The sequence below is a fragment of the Nonomuraea sp. NPDC004702 genome (assembly GCF_053601695.1).
Genome location: NZ_JBSGCE010000010.1, coordinates 131689 through 155612 on the forward strand (window position 1 = coordinate 131689; position 23924 = coordinate 155612).

The following is a 23924-nucleotide window of genomic DNA, read 5'->3' on the forward strand; positions in this document are numbered from 1 at the left end:
TCAGCTATCAGTGGCAGAGAGCGACACTGAGGTTGCTCGGGTGACCCGAGTGACACGTGAGAGCAGTGAGCGAGCTGCCGCCGCTGGCCACGTCGCTGGCCGCGGGAGCCTCCAGACCCTGCAGGTCGAGAAGAACCATGTTCTACACCTCCTTCCGCGGTTGATCATGCGCAGGCCGCTCTGGTGCGGCCTCCAGGAACGGCAGGCGTGCCGGCTGGTCTCCCAGCACCGCCCCGAGGGCGAACAGCACGCCGGCCGTACCGGTCGCGAAATCCATGGACAGGCGCAACAGCCCGTCGCCGGGGAAGGCCAGGCCGCCGCCGTACGGCATGGCGTGCCAGCTCAACCCCTTGATCAGCTCGCGGGCCACCGGATCTCCGGCGAGTGCCGCGATGATGCCCGCGCGGCCGGTGAACAGCCCCGGCTGGACGAAGAACCCGGCGCGGGCGACCAGCTTGAGCCGGTCCAGCTCGGCGGCGAGCTCGTCGTCGTCGCGGTGCGCCAGAAAGCGTCCGAGCACCATGGCGATGCCCACGGAGCCCTCGTCCAGGTAGGGCAGCATCCGCCAGCCCTGGTTCACCTGGAGCGAGCCGTCCTCCGAGGCCCGGCAGCGCCGCAGGTCCTGCCTGAGCGCGATCTCGGCCAGGTCGAGCAGCGCCCGGTCGCCGGTGTGCTCGTAGGCGTGCAGGAAGAGCAGGGCGGAGCCGGACGAGCCGTACATGAGGCCGGCTCTGGGGTGGTCGCCGCCGCTGATCTCGGGCACGTCCTCGGGGCCGCCGAGGCGGTCGGCGCAGATGTCCACCGCGCGCATGGCGTGCTCGGTCAGGGCGGGCTCGGTCCGGCCGAGGCGCAGGAGGTTCAGCCCGATGCCGGGCAGGCCGGAGAACAGGGCCGTCTCCAGGCGGTCCCACTGCTCGCGCAGGGCGATGTCGACGACGTCGAGCGCGTCCTGGCGGTGTCCGAGCCGGTCGAGGACGTGGGCGATGCCGTGCAGGCCGTCGTACAGGCCGATGCCGGAGCCGGCGGCCGGGCGCAGGGCGCGCTGGCGCAGCCAGGTCTCGTACTCGGGGAAGGGCCCGAGGCCGGTGGCCGACAGGGCGAGCAGCACGCCGGCCGCGCCGGTCGCCACGTTGAGGCCGCCGCCGGGCTTGAACTGGGCGACGTCGCCGGGGAAGAGGCGGTCGTCGCGCTCGGGGGTCGCGCCGGCCCGGATGGCCCGGCACATCGCCTCCCGCAGCTCGGCCCAGGTGGCCGTCCCCGGCGTCGGCACGGGGGTCTCCACGGCCTGGTCACCCGCGATGGTCGCGGCGGCGGCGTCCATGAAGGCACCGGGGACGGGGAAGGTCTCCTTGACGATCCGCGCGAGCTGGACGATCTTCGGCCGGTGGATCGGCAGCATGATCGTGCACTGCGGGGCGAACAGGGCGAAGCGCAGGCAGGCCAGCGCGTACCGGTCGACCTCGACGCCGTGGCGGTCGCGCGGGGCGGCGAAGGCGGGATGGGCCAGCGCGGCCCTGGCCCGGTCCGCGGCGAGGGTGGCGACCTCGTAGTCGATGAGCACGACCCGGCCGTCCTGGGTGAGCAGGATGTTGTCGGGGTGCAGGTCGCCGAAGACGACGCCGCGTCCGTGCAGCGACTCGACGGCCTCCTCGACGCTCTCCAGGGTCGTGGTGGCCCAGGCGGTGTAGTCGGCGAGGTCCTGCTCGTCGCAGGTGGCGCTGGTCAGCGGGAAGCGGCGCACCAGCCGCCGCTGGAGCGGGGTGCCGTCCACGAACTCCTGGACGAGGAAGTGGTGGCCGCCGATGGTGAAGTAGTCGCGCAGCTCGGGGGCGGCGGGCAGGCCGGCCAGGCGGCGCAGCATGTCGCGCTCGTGTTCGAGCCTGGCGACCGCGTCCCGGCCGGCCACGTCGAGGCCGGCGTGCGGCCTGCCCTCCTTGAGCACCACCCGTTCGTCGGTACGGGTGTCGCGGGCCAGGTAGACGCCGCCGCCGTTGGAGAAGTGCAGCACGCTCTCGATCCGGTACGGCAGCCCCTCCATGGTCACCGCGTTGCGCGCGGCCAGGTGGGGTTCGAGGAACTCGGGCAGCGTCGTCCAGGGCGGCACCGAGAACGTCGCGCCGCGCACGTCGGGGATCAGCTTGCCGTCGCCGTCCTCGACGGCCAGCACCCGCTCCCCGGAGGGGGACAGGCAGTGCCGCTCGGCGAACCCGCCGTACCGGACGAACATCGGCCCGTCGCCGTAGCGCAGGTCGCTCAGGATGTACGGCCCCTCGACGCCGCGCAGCAGCTCGTCGAGCTCCTTGAGCACGAGTTCCAGCTGCCCCTCGTCCCGGGGGTAGATGGTGACCAGCTTGCCGCTGGAGGCCCGGGAGGCGGCCTTGGAGTTGACCATGACCAGCACCGCCGGGCCGCGCAGGAACTTGAAGGCGACCCCGCGGGGCACGCAGTAGTCCCACACGGTGTCGACGACCTTCTCGGCGTCCTCGACCCGGGCCGACACGTGGATCTTCCAGCCCTGGGTCGGCAAGGGCGCCTCACCGGTGGGCATGTAGTACGCCCAGGTGTCGCTGAGGTCGTGGGCCCAGCCGTCGGGGACGGGCCGGCGCAGCTGGGCGAAGTCGACGTCCGCCGCCGTGCTGTGGTCGGGAGTGTCGTAGAAACACTGGTCCACAAGGCAGTAGAGCTCGTACTTGTCCATTTGGCGCGGCCCTCCGAGGCGGTGTGCTTAGAGCCTGCCGCACCCGCGCCGGGTCGGACTAGTAACACGCAACATAAGCCATATATGGCTACGAAATGTGCTTTGATGCGTTTTTCACAAATGGTAATTATATGCGCGGGGCATAAACACTGAACGAGAACTCCCCGCTGCGCGACGTGGACGCCTCCAGCCAGCCGCCCACCGCCGAGACGCGTTCGGCCAGGTTGAGCAGGCCCTGACCGGCGTCTCCCGGCCGGCGCGGCGGGCGCACGCCGTCGTTCCTGATGGACAGGCGGACCACATTGTCGCGTTCCATGAGCTGGATCCAGCACTGCCCGGCCTCGGCGTGCCGCAGCACGTTCGTCACCCCCTCGCGCAGCGCGTGCGTGAGGGCCTCCTCCACCTCGGGGTGCAGGTCACGGCAGGCCACCCTGATCTGGCAGCGCACCCGCGCCGACTCCAGCAGCGCCCGCGCCGAGCCCAGCTCGGCCGCCAGCGAGGAGCTGCGCAGACGGCCGTGCGCGACGGCCCGGACGTCGGCCGACAGGTCCCGCAGCAGTTCGAGCGTCTCGCCCACCTCCTGCCGGGCCTTCTCGTCGCCCTCGGCCACCAGCCGCTGGATGAGCTGCGCCTTCAGCGTCAGGACGGTCAGCCGGTGCCCGACCAGGTCGTGCAGGTCGCGGGTGAAGCGGTGGCGCTCCAGCGTCACGGCCTGGCGCATGACGTCGGTACGGGCCCCGGACAGCCGGCGCACCCGGGCCAGCAGGCTCAGCAGCGCGAACTCCACGACGCCGATCAAGGGGGTGACCAGCGCCCACACCGGCTCGACCTGCCACGAGCCCGGCGCGGCCAGCAGCACCGGCCCGCACGACAGCGCCAGCGCCACCAGCACGAGCGACCTGACCCGGGACGCGACCACGAGCAGCGCGCCGGCCAGCAGCCCGCACACCGGCGTCCAGGCCGGCCCGAGCACCCCGAGCGGCACGTACGTCAGCCACGCCTGGACGGCCACCAGCCACCACGAGCCGACCCGCCGCACGGGCTCCTCCAGGACGAACCTGCCGTGCAGCGTGAGCAGGACGGCCAGCGCCACCGACCCCTCGACCACCAGCCCCGACCCGGCCAGCCCGGCCTGCACCGGGATCACCAGCCCGACGCCACCGGCCACCAGGCCGAGCCCGCCGGCCCAGCCCGGCGACGTCAGGACGTGCGCCTTGGAACGTAATCGAGGCGCCGGGCCACGGTGTGTGGCGTCCACCTCACCCCCGGTGTGCGGTTGACGTGACGGGACAGTACGCGTGGCGAGTGCGCTCACCGCTCCCTCGTTCCTCTAATCGACCTGACACGGCCACCTTGTGTAAAGACCGAGGCCGCTTCCGGACACGCTGACTTCCCACCCCACAAGGGGTTAGGCAGTTCATATCAGTCATAGGGTGTCGGTATGGATTACATGCGACTTGGCACCACGGGTATGAAAGTTTCTCGCATCTGTTTGGGGATGATGAGCTACGGCGATCCGGCGCGCCAGGAATGGGCATTGCCGGAGGAACAGGCCGAGCCGATCATCCGGCGGGCCGCCGACGCGGGCGTGACCTTCTTCGACACCGCCGACATCTACAGCCGCGGCCAGAGCGAGGTCGTCACCGGCGCCGTGCTGCGCCGGATCTTCCCCCGCCGCGAGGACTACGTGCTGGCCACCAAGGTCTACTTCCCGATGGGCAGGGGCGCCAACGACGGCGGACTGTCGCGCAAGCACATCCTCGCGGCCGTCGACGCCTCGCTCGCCCGGCTCGGCACCGACTACGTGGACCTGTACCAGATCCACCGGTGGGACGACGAGACGCCCATCGAGGAGACCATGGAGGCGCTGCACGAGGTGGTCAGGTCGGGGCGGGCCCGCTACATCGGCGCGTCCACGATGTGGGCCTGGCAGTTCGCCAAGGCCCAGCACGTCGCCGAGGCCAACGGCTGGACGCGGTTCGTCTCGATGCAGAACCACTACAACCTGCTCTACCGCGAGGAGGAGCGGGAGATGCTGCCCCTCTGCGCCGACCAGGGCGTGGGCGTGATCCCGTGGAGCCCGCTCGCGCGCGGCGTGCTGGCCAGGGCGGGCGCGGCCGGCCCGGCGGCCTCCGCGACCGCCAGGACCGGCTCCGACGCGCGCATCGACTTCCTGTACGACCCCGACAACGACCGGCGCATCCTCGACCGGGTCGCCCAGCTCGCCGCCGAGCGGGAGCTGCCGGCGGCCCAGATCGCCCTGGCCTGGCTGCTGCACCAGCCGGGCGTCACCGCGCCGATCGTCGGGGCCACCAAGGACGGGCACGTGGACGACGCCGTGGCGGCCGTCGGGGTGGAGCTGTCGGACAAGGAGCTGGCGTTCCTGGCCGAGCCGTACCGGCCGCGGGAGGTCAAGTTCTGAGCACCGGGATTGTCGGTCGGAGATCCTAAGGTAGGGGCATGCGGGCTAATGAGGAGGCGGCGGCGGCGCTGCAGGAATACGCGGAGCTGTTCGCGCTGAGCGGCGGCGACGCCTTCCGGGTGCGGAGCTACCAGAAGGCGGCCAAGGCGATCGCCGGGTTCCCCGAGGACATCTCGGAGGTCGACGTGCGCGGCGTCCCCGGCGTCGGGGAGGCCATCGCCAAGAAGATGGAGGAGTTCCTCCAGCGCGGCAGCTTCCGGCAGCTCGACGACCTGCGGGGCCGCGTGCCCGAGGGCGTGCGGCGGCTCACCCGGGTGCCCACGCTCGGCCCCAAGACGGCCATCATGCTGTTCGAGGACTACGGCATCGACTCCACGGTGGCGCTGGGCGAGGCCATCACCTCCGGCCGGCTCGACGGCGTCAAGGGCCTCGGCCCCAAGACGCTGGCCAACCTGCTCAAGGGCATCGAGCAGCTTGAGCAGGCGGGCCGCCGGGTGCACATCGGCGTCGCCATGGCGCTGGCCGAGCAGGTCATCGGCTCGCTCAAGACCGAGCGGGTCGCGTACGCGGGGTCGCTGCGGCGGATGAAGGACACGATCGGCGACATCGACATCCTGGCGGTGGCGCCCGAGTCGATCATGGCCGACTTCCGCGCGCAGCCCTACGTCGCCGACGTCATCGCCGCGGGCGAGAAGAAGACCTCGATCCGCACGACCTCCGGCGTCCAGGTCGACCTGCGCCTGATCCCGGCCGGGTCGTGGGGCGCGGCGATGCAGTACTTCACCGGCTCCAAGGAGCACAACGTGGCCATCCGGGAGATGGCGGTGAAGAAGGGCTGGAAGCTGTCCGAGTACGGGCTGTTCGAGGGCGAGCGGGTGATCGCCGCGGAGTCCGAGGAGGACATCTACGAGGCGCTCGGCATGCAGTTCGTGCCGCCGCCCATGCGGGAGGACGGCGGCGAGGTCAAGGCGGCACTGCGCGGCGAGCTGCCGGTGCCGGTGGAGCTGGCCGACCTCAAGGGCGACCTGCACACCCACACCGACCTCACCGACGGCATCGCCTCCCTGGAGGACATGGTGGCCGCCGGCGCCGCGCGCGGCTACTCCTACTACGCGGTCACCGACCACGCGCCCGACCTGGCCATGCAGCGCATGACCCTGGACAAGGCGCTGGAGCAGCGTGGGCGGGTGGCGGAGCTGCAGAAGAAGTATCCGCGCATGCGCATCCTGCACGGGTCGGAGCTCAACATCGCGCCCGACGGGTCGGTCGACTGGCCGGGCGAGGTGCTGCGCGAGTTCGACGTGTGCGTGGCCTCCGTCCACTCGCACTTCGGCATGTCGCGGGAGGAGATGACCCGCCGGTTCATCACCGCCTGCGAGAACCCGTATGTGGACATCATCGGCCATCCGACCACCCGGAAGATCGGCAAGCGGCCGCCGGTCGACGCCGACTGGGACGCCGTCTTCCGGGCGGCCGCCCGTACGGGCACCGCGATGGAGATCGACTCCTACCCCGACCGCTCCGACCTGCCGGCCGACCTGGTGCGGCTGGCCAAGCACCACGGGGTGAAGTTCTCCATCGACAGCGACTCGCACGCGATCCCCCACCTGGCCCACCAGCGGTTCGGGGTCGGAATCGCCCAGCGGGCCTGGCTGACGGGCGACGACGTCATCAACACCTGGCCCCTCGACCGCCTCCTGGCCTTCCTGGGCCGCTGACCCACCGCCCATCCCACATCGGGGTGGGGGTCGGGCGCGGCCCCGTATCGGGGTTCGAGGGTCGGGCACGGTCCGCGTTGGCGTGCGGCACGCGTCGAGGTGCAGGGTGTCGCCCATGTCGGCATGCGGGTCGGCGTGTCCCGCCTCGGGATGCCGGTCGGGTGCGGCCCGCACCCAGCGGGGGCCGCACCCGAGCCTCGACGGGGGCATCCGCCGCAGATGGTCGCGGCCCCGCTCCAGGAGCGGGCGTCCACCAGAATCCTGCTCTCAAATTCGGACTTAACACCACAAATCAGCACATTTGCCGCAACATTGGAGCGGCGCCCCTCCAGGGAGTGCGGGCCGGCGCACACCCGGCGCGCGGCCGAGCGGCACGCGCCAAGCCCTCCGACGGACGGCACGCGTACGGCTCCGCCGCGCGGGCGGCGCACCCAGGCCCTTTTGGCGCCCGCGCGGACCGCGTGCACATGGGCCCCTCGGGCAGCGCGCGCACGGCCCCCTCTCGGACGGCGTACGCGGGCCCCCTCCCGAGTCGTACACAGGCCCCTCCCATGGACGGCCTGCACACGGGCGCCACCCACGGACGGCATGCACACGGGCCGCGCCCGCACGCGGTGCGCGCACGGCTCCGCCCGCGGACGGCGTGTGCAGCCCCTCCCCTGGCCAGCCGCCGTACCTGGATGGCTTCATTCGGCCAGGCGCGCCCGGACGGCGCCATCACTCGCCGACTCGGCCGCCGTCCGGGGCTCCGGGCCGCAGGACCGGCAGCCCGGCCCGCAGCCGGTCCAGGAACGCGCCGACGTTCAGGCAGCGGTCCTCCGCGTCGACGACCTCGGGCACGAACGCCTCGACGATGCCGTCCCCGACGGCGAAGTCGGCGTCGTCGTCATCGTCGTCGTAATTGTTCACCCAGCGCCCGCCGGGGGCGTACACGTCCATGGCGTGGTCGTAGTCGATCACCCAAGGGGTGTCGACGACCCCGGTCCGCAAAGAGCCGTGGTTGTACCAGCCGTAGACCAGGTGGGTGAAGGCGCCGTCGTGGATGTAGATCTCCGCTTCGCCGCCCTCCAGGGTCTCGGCCTCGGTGTGACCGCCGACGTACAGGCCGGGCCGGTCCTCATAGAGCGCGATCGGGCCGTTGACCTTCAGGTCGCCGGTGACCACGATCAACTCGGCGTTGCCCTCGACGTCGCCGCCGCGCAGTTCGTTGATGGCGTCCAGGAAATCCCCGTCGAGGGTGAGGTCGCCGTCGAAGAACAGCACCTCGTCGTAGCCGGGCGACGCTCCCGCACCCTCGAACACGGCGGACAACGCGCCGCCCAGACGGGCATCGGCATCGGCATAGGACAGGGACGCGGCGGTGGCGGATATCGGCATGGGGAAGATCGTAAGTCCGTGTGCTGACAATCCGGCGTGCGGCGTATGCAGGGTTCCTCAGGAAGCGTGCACGTGGCCCCGCCGACAGATGGCGCGCGCACGGTCGTCTCGGCAGATGACGCGCGCAGGAGTCCTCCTGCGGCCGATGCACCAGGAAGCCAGGCCGGCAGCCCGCGCGGCACCCGTCCGGTGGAAGGGGACGGGGTCCGGCTGGCGGCGGGACAGCGCCCGGCCGTTGGCGGGTGTGCGCGTAGATCCTTCTGCTTCGCTAGCTTGGACGGCGATGGAGGACAACCAGCCCCCGCGCCCCGCAGCCCCGGACCCGGCCTCTGCGCCCGAGCCCGCCGACCCCGCCGCCGGGCCACCCCGCGATCCAGCCGACCCTCCCGCCGCCGCGCCTGATTCCAGCAAGGGTCTCGCCGCCGCCGCTGATTCCAGCAAAGGTCCCGCCGCCGCCGCTGATTCCAGCAGCGATCCCACCGCCGCTGGTTCCAGCAACGGTCCCGCCGCCGGGGTGCCGGGCGGTTCTGCCGGGGCGTCCGCGCCTCGCCTCAGGACGGGACGCCGGGGGCGGCGGGTGTGGAAGGTCGTCGTCGCCGCGCTGGCCGGGCTGGTGGTCGCCGCCGTCGGCGGGGTCGCCCTGGCGTACCCGTCGCTCGCCGCCACCACCTGCCCCGGCTGCTACGGCCTGACCGAGCTGAGCCCGGGTGTGCACGTCGAGGACGGCCTCACCCCCGCCCAGCGTGAGCGCGTCGGCGAGGTGGCCGACCAGGCCGCCCGCCGGGTCACCGCCTTCTACGGCGGCCGACTGAGCTCCCCCGGCCTCCTGGTCTGCCTGACCGAGGCGTGCTACCGGCGCATCGGCGGCGGCCAGGAGCGCGGCGTCGCGGTGCTCAACCGGTCGGTCATGCTCTCGCCGCGCGGCCTCGACCCGGTGATCGCCTCCCACGAGATGTCCCATGTCGAGCTGCACGCCAGGCTCGCCTCCTCCGCCGAGGTGCCGCAGTGGTTCGACGAGGGGCTGGCGGTGGTGGTCTCCGGCGACCCGCGCTACCTGGCCCCGGAGTCCGCGCCGGACCGCTGCCTGGTGGCGCCGTCCGGGCCGCTGCCGGTGACGCTGGAGGAGTGGCTGCGCACGGCGAGCGCCGACCCCGCCACGTACGCCAGGTCGGCCTGCCAGGTGAGCCGCTGGCTGGGCGAGAACGGCGGCCGCGCCGGGCTGCTCGGCCTGGTGACCAGGCTCAACGCCGGCGAGCCCTTCTCCGCCCTCGTCCGGACGCGCTGACGAACCACCTCGAAAGGCACGGTTGCCGCACCCGTGCCGCTGGGTAGGTCTTCGTACGGCTGGAACGGTCCCAGGATCGGGACAGCATTCGGCAAGCACGCGCACGCGGAGACAGCGCGAGGAGATTAAATGGTTTCCAGGTAGGAAATACGTCTTGCGAGAGGTGGCTCCCATGAAGCAAGTCGCGGCGACGATCGTCAAACCGCTGCCCGACCACCTGTTCCGGGTCCACGACGGGAACGCGGAGATGCGGTGGGAGGCGATGTCCGGGGTCGGCTACCACACGCCGAACGACCGCTTCTTCGTCCGGAACCACACCTCCACCCCGCTGATCGACGCCGCCGGGTGGCAGCTCCACCTGCACGGCGCCGGCCTGCGCGGGCCGCGCGCCTTCACCTACGACGAGCTGCTGTCGATGCCCTCGCGCACCCACGACGTGGCCATCGAGTGCGCCGGCAACGGCCGCGCGTTCTACGGCACCCAGCAGGGCGACCCAGCGCCCGGCACGCAGTGGGGTCTCGGGGCCGTCGGCGTGGCGAGGTGGCGCGGCGTGCCGCTGCGCGACCTGCTCGCCGAGGCCGGCCTGCGTCCCGAGGCCGTGGACGTGCTGCCCACCGGCCTCGACGCGCCCTTCGAGGACCACGGCCACGTCCGCCGCCCGCTGCCCGTCGCCAAGGCGGTGCGCGACGTGCTCGTGGCGTACGAGATGAACGGCCGGCCGCTGCCGCCCGACCACGGGTTCCCGGTGCGGCTGGTGGTGCCGGGGTGGGTGGGGATCGCCTCCATCAAGTGGCTGGGGGACATCGAGGTCTCGACCAGCAAGCTGTTCACGCCGTGGAACACCGTCTTCTACCGGGACGTCGCGGCGCAGCCCGTGAAGAGCGCCTTCGAGCTGCCCTGGGACGCCCGGCTGCCGATCCGCGGCCCGCACGCCTGGCGCGGCCGTCCGGGGCCGCACGTGCTGCGCGGCCGGTCATGGTCGGGGCGCGGGCGGATCGTCGCGGTCGAGGTCAGCTTCGACGGCGGGCAGTCCTGGCACCCGGCCGAGCACCACGGCCCGCACCTGGTCGGGGCGTGGTTGCCGTGGCACGTCCAGTGGGCGCCGAAGCACACCGGGCCCGCCGTGCTGATGGCCAGGGCCACCGACGAGACCGGCGCCACCCAGCCGCTGCGCACGCCCAAGCACCCCTTCGGCTACTCCTTCGACGCGGTCGTGCGGCATCCGGTGCAGGTGGTCAACGGATAGATAAGTGTCACGAACGCGGCTGAGCTGGCCGTTCATCAGAAAGTGGTTCGGAGGTGTGCATTTCATCTGAAAGACTCTCGCGGAAACGTTACGGAAATGACACCGTGCGAGGCTTTCGCACAAGACGAAGCACCCGTCGAAGCAGACGTCGAAGAACGCAACGAAGAAGGGAGAGCAGATGCGCCAGCTGACCCCGTTGGACGCCCAGTTCCTCCATGTCGAGTCCGAGACCACCGCGGCGCACGTCGCCGGGCTGGCGGTCCTCGACCCGGCCGGCGGCGCGGTGGACCGGGACGCGCTGGCCGAGCTGCTGCTGGACCGCGTCCACCTCTCCCCCGCGCTCAGCCTGCGCCTGGTCGAGGTGCCGTTCGGGCTCGACCGTCCCTACTGGTGCGCCGACCCGGACTTCGACCTGGCCAACCACCTGTTCGAGACGACGCTGCCGGCGCCCGGCGACGACGCCGCGCTGGCCGGGGCGGTGGCCGCGATCCACGAGCGCAGGCTCGACCGGTCGCGTCCGCTGTGGGAGATGCACCTGATCAAGGGGCTGGCGGGCGGCCGGGTCGCGGTCTACACGAAGGTGCACCACGCGGCCATCGACGGCGTGTCGGGCGCGGAGACCCTGGCGACGCTGCTCGACCTGACCCCGGAGGGCGTGCGGGAGCGCGGGCCGCGCCCGGCGCCGCCGCGGCAGGACCCGCCGGGCCTGGTGGAGATGCTGGCCGGGGCCGCCGTGCGCTCGCTCACCCATCCGGTGCGCGCCGCCCGCTCGGTGGTCAGGGCCGCGGGCGACCTCGACGCGATCCCGCTGGCCGGCGCGCTGCCCGGCGCGCAGGCGATCGCCAGGGCCGCCCGGCTGGTGACCGGCGACCAGAAGCAGCGCCCCGAACTGCCGGGGCTGACCGCGCCGCGCACGCCGTTCAACGGGCCGATCAGCGCGCGGCGGGAGCTGTCGTTCGGGTCGGTGCCGCTGAAGGAGGTCAAGAAGGTCGCCAAGGCCAACGGCATCAGCGTCAACGACGTGGTGATGGCGCTGTGCGCCTCGGCGCTGCGGTCGTGGCTGGACGAACGGGACGCGCTGCCCGCCGAGCCGCTGGTGGTGGCCGTGCCGGTGTCGGTGCGTACGGGCGGGGCCGCGGACGTGGTCGGGAACCAGATCTCGGCCATGGTGGCGCCGATGCCGACGAACGTCCCCGACGCCGGGGAACGGCTGCGGGCGGTCGGCGAGACCATGAGCAGGGCCAAGCGGCGCTTCGCCGTCGCGCCGGCGAGCTGGCTGGGCGAGCTGTGCTCGCTGCTGCCCGCGCCGGTCACCAGCCTGGCCACCCCGGCGATCTTCCGGCTGGCCGGGACGGCGTTCCCGCCGATCAACCTGATCATCAGCAACGTGCCGGGCCCGCAGTTCCCGCTCTACATGTGCGGCGGCCGGGTGCTGGCCTACTACCCGCTGTCGGTGCTGACCGACCTGTCCGGCGGCGTGAACATCACCTGCTTCTCCTACGACGGCATGCTCGACTTCGGCATCGTGGCCTGCCCCGAGCGCGTGGACGACGTGTGGGGCCTGCTCGGCCACCTGCGCGACGCCCTCGACGAGCTGCTAGCCGAGGGCGTGGGCGATGAGTTCGGCGACGGCGTCGGGGTCGATCTGGTGACCGGTTAGCTGGCAGAGGTTCTCCTGGTAGAGCAGCACGGCGGCGAACGTCGCCGCGGCCACCTCCAGGCGGGCCGCGTCGCCGCGCGTGCCGGGCAGCGCCAGCTCCAGGGCGAACCTGGCCCTGCTGATCAGCTCGCCGTTGAGCCGGCCGAGCCGCTCCTTGACCGAGCCGTGCGTGTCGGCCTCGCGGAACAGGATGCGCCGCATCGCCGGTGAGGCCCGCAGCGGCAGCCCGCGCGCCAGCCGGGCCAGCGTGCCGGCCGGGTCGCCGGGCACGGCGTCGACCTCCCGGCCCTCCTCGACCAGCGTGCGCTCGTCGACGAGGGCGACGAGCACGTCGATCTTCCGCGGGAAGTAGTGGAAGATCAGCCCTTTGGGGACTCTCGCGAGCCTGGCGATCACCGCGGTCGGAGTGGCTTCGTAGCCGCTGCCCGCGAACAGTTCCTCGGCCGCGTCCAGGATGCGCGTGCGCGCGTCACCGATCGACACAGCTCGCACCTTAACGCCACCTGCGGCTTCATCGCCATCCCGCCGGGGCGAGAGCCTGCTGCCCTCCGTCCCCCGTGTAGGATTGAGACGTAAATGTCTCATATTTGACGGAGTTGTCTCATGGTGGTGAGCCGGGAGCAGATCATGACCGCGGCGATCCAGCACCTCAACGAGCATCCGGCCGCCTCGATGGCCCAGCTCGCCGAAGCGGTGGGGATCAGCAGGGCCACGCTCCACCGGCAGTTCAGCAGCCGGGAGGAGCTGATGACGGCGCTCGGCCACCGCGCGCACGACCGGTGGCACGACCTCCAGGTGCGCGCGGACGTGCCGGCCGCCGCCGCCTCCGACGACCCGGGCGTGCTCCGCGAGGCCCTGGAGGCCCTGCTGGAGGGGTGGATCGAGGTGGCCGACGAGTACGGATTCGGCCTCACCGACTACGCGATGGCCGTGCACCCGGAGCTGCTGCGCCGCGCCGAGGAGCTGGAGGAGCGCGAGATCGCGCTCTTCGCCGCCGCCCAGCGGGCCGGCCTGCTGCGCGCCGACCTGCCGCCCCGCTGGATCAGCAACACGGTCTACGGCCTGCTCGTGGCCGTCCGGGAGAGCCTGCGGCGCGGCGACGTCGCCCGCCGGGACGTCGCCAGGCTGCTGCGGGAGACGTTCCTGACCGGCGCGGGCGCCGGGGGGTGGTCGTGATGACGGTCACCGGCCTGTCGGCGCGCCGGCGGTGGGCGGGCCTGGCCGTGCTGTCGGCCAGCGTGCTGCTCGTGGTCATGGACATGACCGTGCTGAACGTCGCCCTGCCCGCGATCACCGAGGACCTGCGGCCGACCTCGGTCGAGCTGCTGTGGATGGTCGACGCGTACTCGCTGGTGCTGTCCGGGCTGCTGGTCACGGCGAGCGCGCTCGGCGACCGGTGGGGGCGCAAGCGCATGCTGCTGGCCGGGTTCACCGTGTTCGGGGTGGCCTCGACGGCGGTGCTGCTGGCCGACTCGGCCGCCGAGGTGATCGCCGTACGGGCGCTGCTCGGCGTGGGCGGCGCGATGATCATGCCGTCCACGTTGTCGATGATCCGTAACCTGTTCACCGATCCGGGCGAGCGGGCCAGGGCGCTCGGCGTCTGGTCGGCGATGGCGGCGATGGGCGCGGCGCTCGGCCCGATCCTGGGCGGGTTCCTGCTGGAGCACTTCTCCTGGCAGTCGGCGTTCCTGGTGAACGTGCCCGTCATGGCGGCGGCCGTCGTCGCCGGGCTGCTCCTGCTGCCCGAGACGCGCAACCCCAGGCCGGGCCGGTGGGACGCGCCGGCCACCGTCCTGTCGATGGCGGGCATGGCCGCGCTGCTGTACGCGGTCAAGACGTTCGGCAAGGACGGCCTGACCTCGCCCGCCGCCCTGGCCGCCACGCTCGTCGCGGCGGTCGCGCTGGGCTGGTTCGTGGTGCGGTGCGCGCGCCGGCCCGATCCGCTGCTGGAGATCAGGCTGTTCCGCAGCGCGCCGTTCTCGGCGGGCGTGGTGACGGCGCTGACCACGTCGATCGCGATGGCCGCCGTGCTGCTGCTGCTCGCGCAGTGGATGCAGCTCGTCCAGGGGTACGCGCCGCTGGAGACGGGGGTGCGGCTGCTGCCGGCCGCGCTGGCCGCGCTGATCGCCTCGCCGCTCGCGCCGGTCCTGGCCGAACGCGTCGGCGCCCGGGTGGTGCTGGCGGGCGGGCTCGCGGTGACCGGGCTGGGGTTCCTGCTGGTGTGCCTGGCGCCGGAGCCGCTGGGCTACTGGCCGGTCGCCGTCGCGCTGGCGCTGATCGGCGCGGGCAACGGCGCGCTGGCCATCGCCTCGGCGGTGATCATGGCCGGTTCGCCGCCGGAGAAGTCGGGCAGCGCGGCGGCCATCGAGGAGACCAGCTACGAGGTGGGCGCGGCGCTCGGCGTGGCGGTGCTGGGCAGCGTGGCCGCCGCGGTCTACCGCAACGCGCTGGACTACGCGGGCCCCGGCGCGGGCGCGGCGCGCGAGTCGCTGGGCGGCGCGCTCGACGTGGCCGCCGAGCTCGGGGCGCAGGGGGCGCGGCTGGTGGAGACGGCCAGGGCCGCCTTCACCGACTCGCTGGCGCTGACCTCGGGGGCGGGGGCGGCGCTGATGCTGGCCGGCGCGCTGGCGGTCTGGCTGCTCACCCCGCGCGCCCTCGACCTGGCCTCCGTGGAGCACTGACCGCACGTCTTCCACCAGCACGGACGTGACCGGGGCGCCGTCCGTGCCTGTTCGCGGGGGGCACGGATAATGGCCGTATGAGATCAATAGGCACGACGGACCTGTCCGTTTTCCCGATATCGCTCGGCACCAACGTCTTCGGCTGGACCGCGGACAAGGAGACCTCGTTCGCGATCCTCGACGCCTACGTCGAGGGCGGCGGCAACTTCATCGACACGGCCGACGTCTACCCCCACTGGGTGACCGGCGAGTCCACGTCCGAGCTGATCATCGGCGAGTGGATGGCCGACCGCGGCAACCGGGACTCGGTGGTCGTGGCCACCAAGGTCGGCATGCTGGAGGGGCTCGAAGGGCTGGCCCCGGCCACCATCCGGACGGCCGTCGAGGACTCGCTGCGCCGCCTGCGCACCGACTACATCGACCTGTACTGGGCGCACGTGGACGACCGCGACACGCCCCTGGTGGAGTCGCTGGCCGCCTTCGACGCCCTGGTCAAGGAGGGCAAGGTGCGCCAGATCGGCGCGTCCAACTACGGGCCGGCCCGGCTGGCCGAGGCCCTGCGGATCTCCCGGGACGAGGGGCTGGCCGCGTACGTCGCGCTCCAGCAGCCGTACAACCTGGTCGACCGGGGGTACGAGGGCGAGCTGCGGGACGTGGTGGCCTCGGCCGGCCTGTCGAGCACGCCGTACTTCGGGCTGGCCCGCGGGTTCCTGACCGGTAAGTACCAGCCGGGCGTCACGGTCGACAGCCCGCGGGCCGGGAAGGCGGCCGAGTACCTGGAGACCGAGCACGGGCGCAGGGCGCTCGAAGGGCTGCTGAAGGTGGCGGCCGAGCGCGGCGCCGAGCCCGCCTCCGTGGCGCTGGCCTGGCTGGCCGCCCAGCCCACGGTCACCGCGCCGATCGCCAGCGCGCGCGACCCCCGCCAGCTCAGGCCGCTGCTGGCGGCGGCGGAGCTGGAGCTGAGCGAGGAGGAGCTGGCCCTCCTCGACGAGGCCTCCCGCCCCTGACAGCCCGCTGGAGGACCCGCCGGGCGTACGCCGGGTCAGTGGCTGCGGTTGGTGACCGAGACGCACAGGGCGCGCAGAGCGGCGGCGCGGGGCAGGTGCTCGTCCATGACGGCCAGCGCCGCCGACAGGTGACGGTCGGCCACCTCCTCGGCCAGGGCCCGGCCGCCCGCCTCCTCGACCAGGTGGGCGGCCCGCCGCGCGGTCTCCTCATCTCCTGCGCCCTTCGCCAGGACCTGCGCCAGCTCCTCGGCGGCGGGCCCGCCGGCCGCGAGCGCGGCCAGCACGGGCAGGGTCTTCTTGTCGCGCCGCAGGTCGCTGTGCACGGGCTTGCCGGTCACCTGCGGATCTCCCCAGATGCCGAGGACGTCGTCGGCGATCTGGAAGGCGATCCCGAGGTCGAGACCCATCTCCCACATGCGGTCGGAGAGTGCGGGCGCGCCGCCGAGTGCCGTGCCCACCGCCGCGGCGGCGGCCAACAGGCTGCCCGTCTTGCCCGAGGCCATCCGCGTGTACTCCGCCACCGTGACCTCCTCTGGACCGGTCCACGGGCGGGTCTCGAACGTCATGTCGGCCGTCTGCCCCCGCACTAGCTCCGTGAGGGCCGCCGACAGGTGGCGCATCGCTTCGCCCCGGCCGCTCAGGCGGCTGACGGCCAGCGCCAGCAGGGAGTCCCCGGCCAGCACAGCCGGGCCGACGCCGTACGCCTTCCAGAGCGCGTCCCGGTGCCTGCGCCGTTCGTCGCGGTCGATGATGTCGTCGTGTACGAGCGAGAAGGCGTGCACGAGCTCGACCGCGACCGCGACGGGCAGCGCCTGCTCGGCGGTGCCGCCGACGGCCTCGGCGCTGAGCATGGCGATGGCGGGCCGGAGGATCTTGCCTCCGTTACCAGTGGGTTTGACCGGGTTGGCGCCGTCGCCGTCGGGCCAGCCGAGGGCGAAGGAGGCTATCCTGGCGCCCCACGGGTGCAGCTCGGCGACGGCCTCGCGGAGAGCGGGTTCGAGCACGGAACGGCAGCGCGCAATCACGTCGTCGTCGTCGTCGCGTCGTGCCGCCGGCCGGCCCAGGCCCATCACCGCTCCACCCCCAATTACGATCTTGAACCTGCACGGAAGACCGCACCATCCTGCGGACAAGCGTCCAGGTCGGACGAGGGGCAGGCCGCCAGTGAAGTGTACGGCCCCGGCCGCGCGCCCCACGACGCGGCTCGCATGAGCCTACAAGAAGCACAACCGCATCATCGCGTCCCAACCTTGATCACGGGCGGATGATCATGCCATAATTATACCAAAAGTAACATATGGCGAATAGCTACCCTTGCCTTCAGCGTCATCCTCAGGATCGGGGCTCCCCCCAATGCCGCCACCCCCCGCGAGCAACCCCAGAACTCTTCCCCTTTACCGAGCGGTTCCCCGCCTAGTCAAGGACCCGGTCAGCGAACTGGCGAAAATGGGGACTGAGGCGGACGGGCAGATAGTCCGGCTCGATCTGGGCCCGTTCCGCCCGTACCTGATCTCGCATCCCGACCACGTGCAGCAGATCCTCAAGACCGACGCGGCGAGCTTCGTCCGCGAGGGCACGCTCTGGCAGGCCGTGCGCCGGGTGACCGGCCACGGCATCCTCAGCGAGGGCGACACGTGGTCGACCACCAGGAAGATCCTCCAGCCGCTGTTCACCGTGAAGCACACGGCCTCGCTGGCCGAGAACATGACCGAGCTCATCGACGACTACCTGCGCGCCTTCGACGACCACGCCCGCACCGGCCGGCCAGTGGACGCCGGGCGCGAGATGACCACGATCATCAACCAGGCCGTCGCCCAGGTCCTGTTCGGCGGCCGGATCTCGCGGGAGGCGGCCGCAGTGCTGGCCCCCGAGTTCGCCACCTGCGCCACGTCCATCGCCTTCCGGCTGCTCCTGCCGTTCGTGCCGGACTCCGTGCGGCTGCCCGGGGACCGCGCGTTCCTCAGGGCCAAGAAGAAGATCGACGAGATCGTCTACCCGCTGATCGAGCAGGCCGTCGCCGAGACCCCGGACGACGGGGCCACCGACGTGCTCGCCGCCCTGGTCAGGGGCAGGCGCGGCCCGGACGGCGCGGTCGACGTCCACCAGGTGCGGCACGACCTGGTGAGCGTCTACGGCACGGCCACCGAGACCACGGCGATGTCGCTGACCTGGCTCTGGGGCCTCCTGCACGAGCACCCCGAGGTGGCGGCCCGGCTGCGCGCGGAGATCGCCCGCCTCGACGTGGCCGGCCCGGTACGCCCGGCCCAGGTCGCCAAGCTACCCTACCTGCGCATGGTCCTGCAGGAGCTGCTGCGCATCTACCCGACCGCGTGGATCGTGCCCCGCCAGACGGTGGCCGACACCGAGGTCGGCGGCGTCCGGATCAAGGCGGGCACGCACGTGCTGATCAGCCCGTTCAGCACCCACCGGCTGCCGGAGTTCTGGGACCGGCCGCTGGAGTTCGACCCGGACCGCTGGGCCGACGGCAAGGGCGAGCGGCGGCACCGCTACGCCTTCATCCCCTTCGGCGCGGGCCCGCACATCTGCCTCGGCCAGCACCTGTTCTACGTCGAGGCCCCGCTCGTCGTCGCCAACCTGCTGAGCCGGTACCGGCCGGAGCTGACCAACCCCCAGCCGCTGACGGCCCTGCCCGGCGCCTCGACCCGGCCCAAGGAGAAGCTGATGCTGAGGCTGCACCCGATCGAGCGGACCGCACGCGCGTGACCCCGACGAGCATCGCCGCCGGCGCGGCGGCGGACATCACCGCGCGCGCGGGCGAACTGATCTCCAGCCTCATGCTCCGCCCATGGGGACAGGTCTCCACGTCGGTCTACGAGACGGGCCGGCTGGTTTCCCTCGCCCCCTGGCTGATCGGGCACCGGGAGCGGCTCGACCACCTCCTCGCGGCCCAGCACCAGGACGGCTCCTGGGGCGCCCCCGACGGCTACGGGCTCGTGCCGACGCTGAGCGCGACCGAGGCGCTGCTGGCCGCGGCGCACCGGGGCGACCCCGACGTGGACCACGACGCGGCCGCCCTGGCGGCGGGACGCGGCCGGGACGCCCTCTCGATCCTGCTGTCCGGCTCGTCGTCCGGGGCGCTCAGCCTGCCCGACATGCCGGCCATCGAGCACATCGTCCCCTCGCTGGTGTCCCTAATCAACGGCTACGACGGGCACCCGCCGCTGCCCCTCCCCGCAGGGATGGGCTACCGGAGCCTGGACGCGGTCAGGTCGCTGGTCGCCTCCGGGCAGGACGTCCCGGACAAGCTGCTGCACGCCCTGGAGATCGCGGGAGAGGCCGCCCGGGGGGCGGCCGGGGCGCGTCCGTCGGCCATCGGCACGGTCGGCGCCTCGCCCGCCGCGGCCGCCGCCTGGCTGGGCGGCCGGGTCGCGGGCCCGGTCCTGGACCATCTGGAGGCCGTCGTGCGCATCCACGGCGGCCCGGTCCCGGTCGGGCTGCCGATCACCGTGTTCGAGCGCGGCTGGGTGCTGAGCTGGCTGGTCCGCGCGGGGGTGCCGGTCGAGGTGCCGCCGGAGATGATCGCCGACCTGCGGGCGGCGATCAGGCCCGAGGGCACCCCGGCCGGGCCGGGTCTGCCGGCCGACGCCGACACCACCTCCGTCGCGTTGTACGCGCTGGCGCTGCTGGGCTCGCCGTACGAGCCGGACTGCCTGTGGCACTTCCACGACGGCGCCCACTTCGCCACCTGGCCCGGCGAGCAGGGCGTGTCGATCAGCGTGAACGCGCACGTGCTGGACGCCTTCGGCCAGTACGCCGCCCGCCGCCCCGACGCCGCGCCGCGCTACGGCGAGGCGATCGCCGGCCTGTCCGCCTGGCTGCGCGACCGGCAGGACCCGGACGGGTTCTGGACCGACAGGTGGCACGCCTCGCCGTACTACGCGACCGTGAGCTGCGCGCTCGCGCTGGGCGACTTCGGCGGCCCGGAGTCGGCGGGGGCGGTGGCGGCGGCCGCCCGCCGGGTCCTGGACACGCAGCGTCCCGACGGCTCGTGGGGCCGCTGGACGGGCACCCGGGAGGAGACGTCGTACGCGATGCAGACCCTGCTGCTGACGCCGGGCCGCGCCGAGCCCCGGCGGCGGGCGGCCGTGGAACGGGGGCTGGCGTATCTGACGCGCGCGGCAGGCGAGCGGCACGTACCCCTCTGGCATGACAAGGACCTGTACGTGCCGGTCGCGGTGGTGAGGTCGGCCGAGCTCGCCGCGGCCCACCTCGCGCGTTCCGCCTAGCCGCCGTGCGCCCCGGCGTCCCCCGTCAGCTCGCGGACCGTGTAGGCGTGCGTGTCCCTGGCCAGGTACCAGGCGCCGTTGAAGGACACGCTCCTACGCTGCCCCTCAGCGATCCCCGCCAGCTCGGGGGGCAGCTCGGCGAGCGCGTCCAGGAAGCGCGCGTTGAGCTCGGCGATGTGGGCGGCGACGCGGGCGACCGCGGCTTCGGTGTCCGTGCCGGCGCGCTCCAGGATGAGGACGGAGTTCGGCTTGCCCTCGCCGCGCTCCCGTTCGAACGTCCTGATGTCGTTGGCCAGCCGCATGCAGGTCGCGCCGAGGTGAGTGGCGGGCAGGACGGCCCGCCAGTGCCGGTCGTGCGCGGGCTCGGGGCCGCGGACGCCGAGGCCGGCCACCCACCACGTCCTGTACAGGATCGTCTGGGTGCCGTTGTCGACGTACGTCGCGTAGTCCGGCCACGGTTCGCGGCCTTCGGCCCACACCCGCTCGCGCGCCATGGCCGCGCCCGCCAGGTCGAGCTGCTCGGCCAGGACGGGCGCGTACGCCGCCATGCCGGGGTGGGCGCCGATCCGCGTCCACCAGTCCCGCCAGGCGCTCAGGGCCTCGCCCACCGGCCCCTCGCCGGGCTCGGCCGCCTGCCCGCGCAGGACGGCGGACAGCAGGCCGAAGATCCGCACGATGTCGTCCGGGGTCCAGGAGCCGGCGATGTTGTCGGCTATGTCGTCCAGACCGAAAAGGATCGCGGTGAGTGTGCCGAGTTCGGCGACTTCGTCACGCCCCGCTTGCGGAAACGTGGCTGCGGCGGACAGGCAACTGAAGGCCAGCCTGCTCGCGGAGCTGTCGCCGCCGGCGAACAACGCGGAGTAGGGCCGCAGGAATCCCGCCGCCACCGGGACGGCCTCCAAGGCGTTGCCGAGGACCGCGGCCCGGTCGGGTTCGGGCACGCCGGCGAGCTGGTCGGACTGCTTGAGCAGGGTATTTCTGATGCCGAAGTAAGCGGGGGAAGCGGAGTCAGACATCAATAGAGGGTACCCATTTTGCCCGTTTTTGACGACCAGAGTCAAAAATGGGATATAAGTACAGATAGTGCCTAGTGTTGCTTGAGGGACGGTTTGAAACTGCGCTAAAGTTTCGTGATCGACAGGGTCGATATGCCATGACGTGTCCGGATGAGCAAGCGAAATGACTTTCACAGGGTGGGTATAATGGGCTTCCGCAATACGAGCCTGCGGACCAAAGTCACTGCTCTACTGCTCTCCCTCACGGCACTGTGGGCGTTCGCTGCGTGGGTCACCCTGCGCGAGGGTGTCAACCTGCTCTGGGTCTCCCAGGTCGACTCCAGCGTAGTGGGCCCCAGCGAGCCCTTGCTCATCGAGCTCCAGCGGGAGCGCCGGATCTCCGTCGTCAAGCTCAGCGACCTGTCGGGCGGCCCGCGCCGCGACCTGGAGCAGCAGCGCAGGCAGACCGACGGCCTGCTCGCGGCCTTCCGCGAGGCGGCCGGCGGCGGCCTGGTGAGCTGGGCCGTCGACGACGAGGGCAACGCGCGGCTGCAGGAGGTGCTCGCGGGCCTCGGCACGCTCAAGGAGACCCGCAAGGCCATCGACGCGGGCCGGCTGGACAAGCTCCAGGCCACCGCCGCCTACAGCGAGCTGATCGACTCCGTCTTCACCCTCTACGGCTCGCTGGCGACCGTCGACGACAAGACCGTCGCCAAGGACATCCGCACGTTGCTGGCCCTGAACAGGTCCCGCGAGGTGCTCGCGCGTGAGGACGCCCTGCTCGCCGGCGCGCTCGTCCAGGGCCGGATCACGGCCGAGGAGCAGGCGCAGTTCACCCGAACGGTCGGCGCCTGGCGCGTCCTGGCCGAGCAGGCCGGGGACGAGCTGCCCGACTCCGAGCAGGCCGCCTTCGACAAGCTGATGAAGGGCGAGTCGCTGAGCAGGCTCCAGATCATGGAGAACCTGATCGCCGACCGGGGCCCGCAGGCCGGAGCGCTGCCGTTCGGCGCGGCGCAGTGGAAGACCACGGCCGACCGGGCGCTGGCCGACTTCAGCACCCTGGTGCTCGCCGCCGGCGACCGCCTGGTGGACCGGGTCGTGCCCGTCGCGGCCGGGGTCATCGTCCGGCTGGTGCTGGCCGCCGGTCTCGGGCTGGTGGCCGTCGTCGCCTCGATCATCCTGTCCATCACCACCGCCCGCGCCCTGTTCGCCCAGTTGCAGAAGCTGCGCGACGCCGCGCACGAGCTGTCCGACGAGCGCCTGCCCGGCATCGTCGAGCGCATCGGCCACGGCGAGGAGGTGGACGTCGCCAAGGAGGCGCCCGCGCTGGAGTTCGGCGACGACGAGATCGGCCAGGTGGGCCAGGCGTTCAACACCATGCAGCACACCGCCGTCAGCGTCGCGGCCGAGCAGGCCGAGCTGCGCCGCAGCATCCGCGACATCCTGCTCAGCCTCGCCCGCCGCACCCAGGGCCTGGTGCACCGGCAGCTGACCGTCCTGGACGTGATGGAGCGCAGGGAGACCGACCCCGAGGAGCTGAAGGAGCTCTTCCGCCTGGACCACCTGGCCATCCGGATGCGGCGCAACGCCGAGAACCTGATCGTCCTGTCCGGTTCGTCGCCCGCCCGTACGTGGCGGCGGGCCGTCCCCATGGTGGACGTGGTGCGCGGCGCGCTGGCCGAGGTCGAGGACTACACCCGCGTCACGCTCATGCCGATGGGCGAGGTCGTGCTCGTCGGCCGGGCCGTCGGTGACGTCATCCACCTGCTGGCCGAGCTGATCGAGAACGCCGTGTCGTTCTCGCCGCCGTACACGAACGTGCAGGTCAGCGGGCAGCTCGTGGCCAACGGGTACGTCATCGAGATCGAGGATCGCGGGCTCGGCATGAAGCCCGAGGACCTCGACGCGGCCAACGAGCGCATCGCCGACCCGCCGGAGTTCCGCATCTCCGGGACCGCCCGGCTGGGGCTCTACGTGGTCAGCCAGCTCGCCCGGCGGCACGACATCCAGGTCGTGCTCAAGCCCTCCCCGTACGGGGGGACCACGGTCGTGGTGCTGCTGCCGCAGGAGCTCGTCGAGCTCGACCCGGCGCCGCGGCACCCCGAGGGCGACACCCGGCCGAGCCTGCCGCGCCGGACGAGCACCGGGACCACGCTGGCGACGGTCGCGCGGCCCGCCGAGAACGTGCGCACCCTGACCCCGCCGCGTCCCGCCCCCATGTCCGCACCCGCCCCCACCCCCGCCCCGCTCCACGCGGTGGCCACCCCCTTCCCGGCACCAGCACCCTCGCCTTCACCTGAACCAGAACCGCCCGCGGAACCGGAGCAGCAGCCTGTGACCGAGTTCACGCCGTCCGGCCTGCCGTTCCGAGTCCCTCAGGCCAACCTGGCGCCAGCGCTGCGGGACGACACGCCGACGCAGCCCGACTTCGAGGAGGACGATGACGAGCGCTCGCCCGAGGAGATCCGCGCCATGATGGGATCCCTGCAGTCAGGCACCCGTCTTGGCCGCAACGAGGCGGCCAGGCTGATGGAAGAGCAGCCGGGAGGCGAGGCATGACCGCCGCGGCCCGGCTCCCGACGGGAGGC

The 23924-nt window shown here is 72.5% G+C and carries 18 protein-coding genes; 11 read left to right on the forward strand and 7 right to left on the reverse strand.

Features of this window, described 5'->3' with window-relative positions; all coding sequences use genetic code 11:
- Positions 1–7 precede the first annotated feature (7 nt).
- From ACWEJ6_RS15720 to ACWEJ6_RS15730, 3 genes are all read right to left on the reverse strand, one after another.
- Complete coding sequence (locus ACWEJ6_RS15720) at positions 8–139, reverse strand: SapB/AmfS family lanthipeptide (protein WP_352327332.1); 132 nt, start codon at positions 137–139, stop codon at positions 8–10.
- Between the two features lie 3 nt (positions 140–142).
- Positions 143–2698 carry a class III lanthionine synthetase LanKC gene (lanKC, locus tag ACWEJ6_RS15725; protein WP_452424226.1) on the reverse strand — a complete coding sequence of 852 codons (2556 nt, stop codon included), beginning with the start codon at positions 2696–2698 and terminating at the stop codon, positions 143–145.
- A gap of 127 nt (positions 2699–2825) precedes the next feature.
- Positions 2826–3956 carry a sensor histidine kinase gene (locus tag ACWEJ6_RS15730; protein ID WP_452424228.1) on the reverse strand — a complete coding sequence of 377 codons (1131 nt, stop codon included), beginning with the start codon at positions 3954–3956 and terminating at the stop codon, positions 2826–2828.
- A gap of 183 nt (positions 3957–4139) precedes the next feature.
- Here ACWEJ6_RS15730 and ACWEJ6_RS15735 point away from each other — a divergent pair, with 183 nt between their 5' ends.
- Both ACWEJ6_RS15735 and polX read left to right on the forward strand, forming a co-directional pair.
- Positions 4140–5120, forward strand: coding sequence for an aldo/keto reductase (locus ACWEJ6_RS15735; protein WP_452424230.1), 981 nt, complete (start codon positions 4140–4142; stop codon positions 5118–5120).
- Between the two features lie 38 nt (positions 5121–5158).
- Positions 5159–6838, forward strand: coding sequence for a DNA polymerase/3'-5' exonuclease PolX (gene polX / locus ACWEJ6_RS15740; protein ID WP_387664492.1), 1680 nt, complete (start codon positions 5159–5161; stop codon positions 6836–6838).
- Between the two features lie 717 nt (positions 6839–7555).
- Here polX and ACWEJ6_RS15745 read toward each other — a convergent pair.
- Entirely contained in the window at positions 7556–8215 is a 660-nt protein-coding gene (locus ACWEJ6_RS15745; protein ID WP_452424233.1) for a hypothetical protein, read from the reverse strand.
- A 577-nt stretch (positions 8216–8792) separates the two neighbouring features.
- Between ACWEJ6_RS15745 and ACWEJ6_RS15750 the strand changes: the two genes are divergently transcribed.
- The 3 genes from ACWEJ6_RS15750 (at position 8793) to ACWEJ6_RS15760 (ending at position 12406) form a co-directional block, all read left to right on the forward strand.
- Positions 8793–9500, forward strand: coding sequence for a hypothetical protein (locus ACWEJ6_RS15750; protein WP_452424235.1), 708 nt, complete (start codon positions 8793–8795; stop codon positions 9498–9500).
- A gap of 172 nt (positions 9501–9672) precedes the next feature.
- Entirely contained in the window at positions 9673–10746 is a 1074-nt protein-coding gene (locus ACWEJ6_RS15755) for a sulfite oxidase (protein WP_358285304.1), read from the forward strand.
- A gap of 178 nt (positions 10747–10924) precedes the next feature.
- Complete coding sequence (locus tag ACWEJ6_RS15760; protein WP_452424238.1) at positions 10925–12406, forward strand: WS/DGAT/MGAT family O-acyltransferase; 1482 nt, start codon at positions 10925–10927, stop codon at positions 12404–12406.
- Here ACWEJ6_RS15760 and ACWEJ6_RS15765 read toward each other — a convergent pair.
- Positions 12344–12889, reverse strand: a complete 546-nt coding sequence (locus ACWEJ6_RS15765; RefSeq protein WP_397163891.1) for a TetR/AcrR family transcriptional regulator — start codon at positions 12887–12889, stop codon at positions 12344–12346. The genes ACWEJ6_RS15760 and ACWEJ6_RS15765 overlap by 63 nt on opposite strands.
- A gap of 120 nt (positions 12890–13009) precedes the next feature.
- Here ACWEJ6_RS15765 and ACWEJ6_RS15770 point away from each other — a divergent pair, with 120 nt between their 5' ends.
- The 3 genes from ACWEJ6_RS15770 (at position 13010) to ACWEJ6_RS15780 (ending at position 16094) form a co-directional block, all read left to right on the forward strand.
- Positions 13010–13582, forward strand: coding sequence for a TetR/AcrR family transcriptional regulator (locus ACWEJ6_RS15770; protein WP_452424241.1), 573 nt, complete (start codon positions 13010–13012; stop codon positions 13580–13582).
- A complete protein-coding gene (locus ACWEJ6_RS15775; RefSeq protein ID WP_452424243.1) occupies positions 13582–15087 on the forward strand; it encodes an MFS transporter in 1506 nt (501 codons plus the stop codon). The genes ACWEJ6_RS15770 and ACWEJ6_RS15775 overlap by 1 nt, the downstream gene beginning before the upstream one ends.
- A 77-nt stretch (positions 15088–15164) precedes the next feature.
- Complete coding sequence (locus ACWEJ6_RS15780; protein WP_452424245.1) at positions 15165–16094, forward strand: aldo/keto reductase; 930 nt, start codon at positions 15165–15167, stop codon at positions 16092–16094.
- 35 nt (positions 16095–16129) lie between these two features.
- Here the strand turns inward: ACWEJ6_RS15780 and ACWEJ6_RS15785 are convergent, their stop codons facing one another.
- Positions 16130–17164 (reverse strand): polyprenyl synthetase family protein, encoded by a 1035-nt coding sequence (locus ACWEJ6_RS15785; protein ID WP_452424247.1) that lies wholly within the window; start codon positions 17162–17164, stop codon positions 16130–16132.
- Between the two features lie 283 nt (positions 17165–17447).
- Between ACWEJ6_RS15785 and ACWEJ6_RS15790 the strand changes: the two genes are divergently transcribed.
- Both ACWEJ6_RS15790 and ACWEJ6_RS15795 read left to right on the forward strand, forming a co-directional pair.
- Positions 17448–18818, forward strand: coding sequence for a cytochrome P450 (locus ACWEJ6_RS15790; protein ID WP_452424249.1), 1371 nt, complete (start codon positions 17448–17450; stop codon positions 18816–18818).
- Positions 18815–20341, forward strand: a complete 1527-nt coding sequence (locus ACWEJ6_RS15795; protein ID WP_452424251.1) for a prenyltransferase/squalene oxidase repeat-containing protein — start codon at positions 18815–18817, stop codon at positions 20339–20341. Before ACWEJ6_RS15790 ends, ACWEJ6_RS15795 begins: the two co-directional genes overlap by 4 nt.
- Here ACWEJ6_RS15795 and ACWEJ6_RS15800 read toward each other — a convergent pair.
- Positions 20338–21357, reverse strand: coding sequence for a terpene synthase family protein (locus ACWEJ6_RS15800; RefSeq protein ID WP_452424253.1), 1020 nt, complete (start codon positions 21355–21357; stop codon positions 20338–20340). The two genes, ACWEJ6_RS15795 and ACWEJ6_RS15800, sit on opposite strands and share 4 nt — an antisense overlap.
- 186 nt (positions 21358–21543) lie before the next feature.
- Between ACWEJ6_RS15800 and ACWEJ6_RS15805 the strand changes: the two genes are divergently transcribed.
- Positions 21544–23895 (forward strand): nitrate- and nitrite sensing domain-containing protein, encoded by a 2352-nt coding sequence (locus tag ACWEJ6_RS15805; protein ID WP_452424255.1) that lies wholly within the window; start codon positions 21544–21546, stop codon positions 23893–23895.
- The last annotated feature ends 29 nt before the right edge of the window (positions 23896–23924 follow it).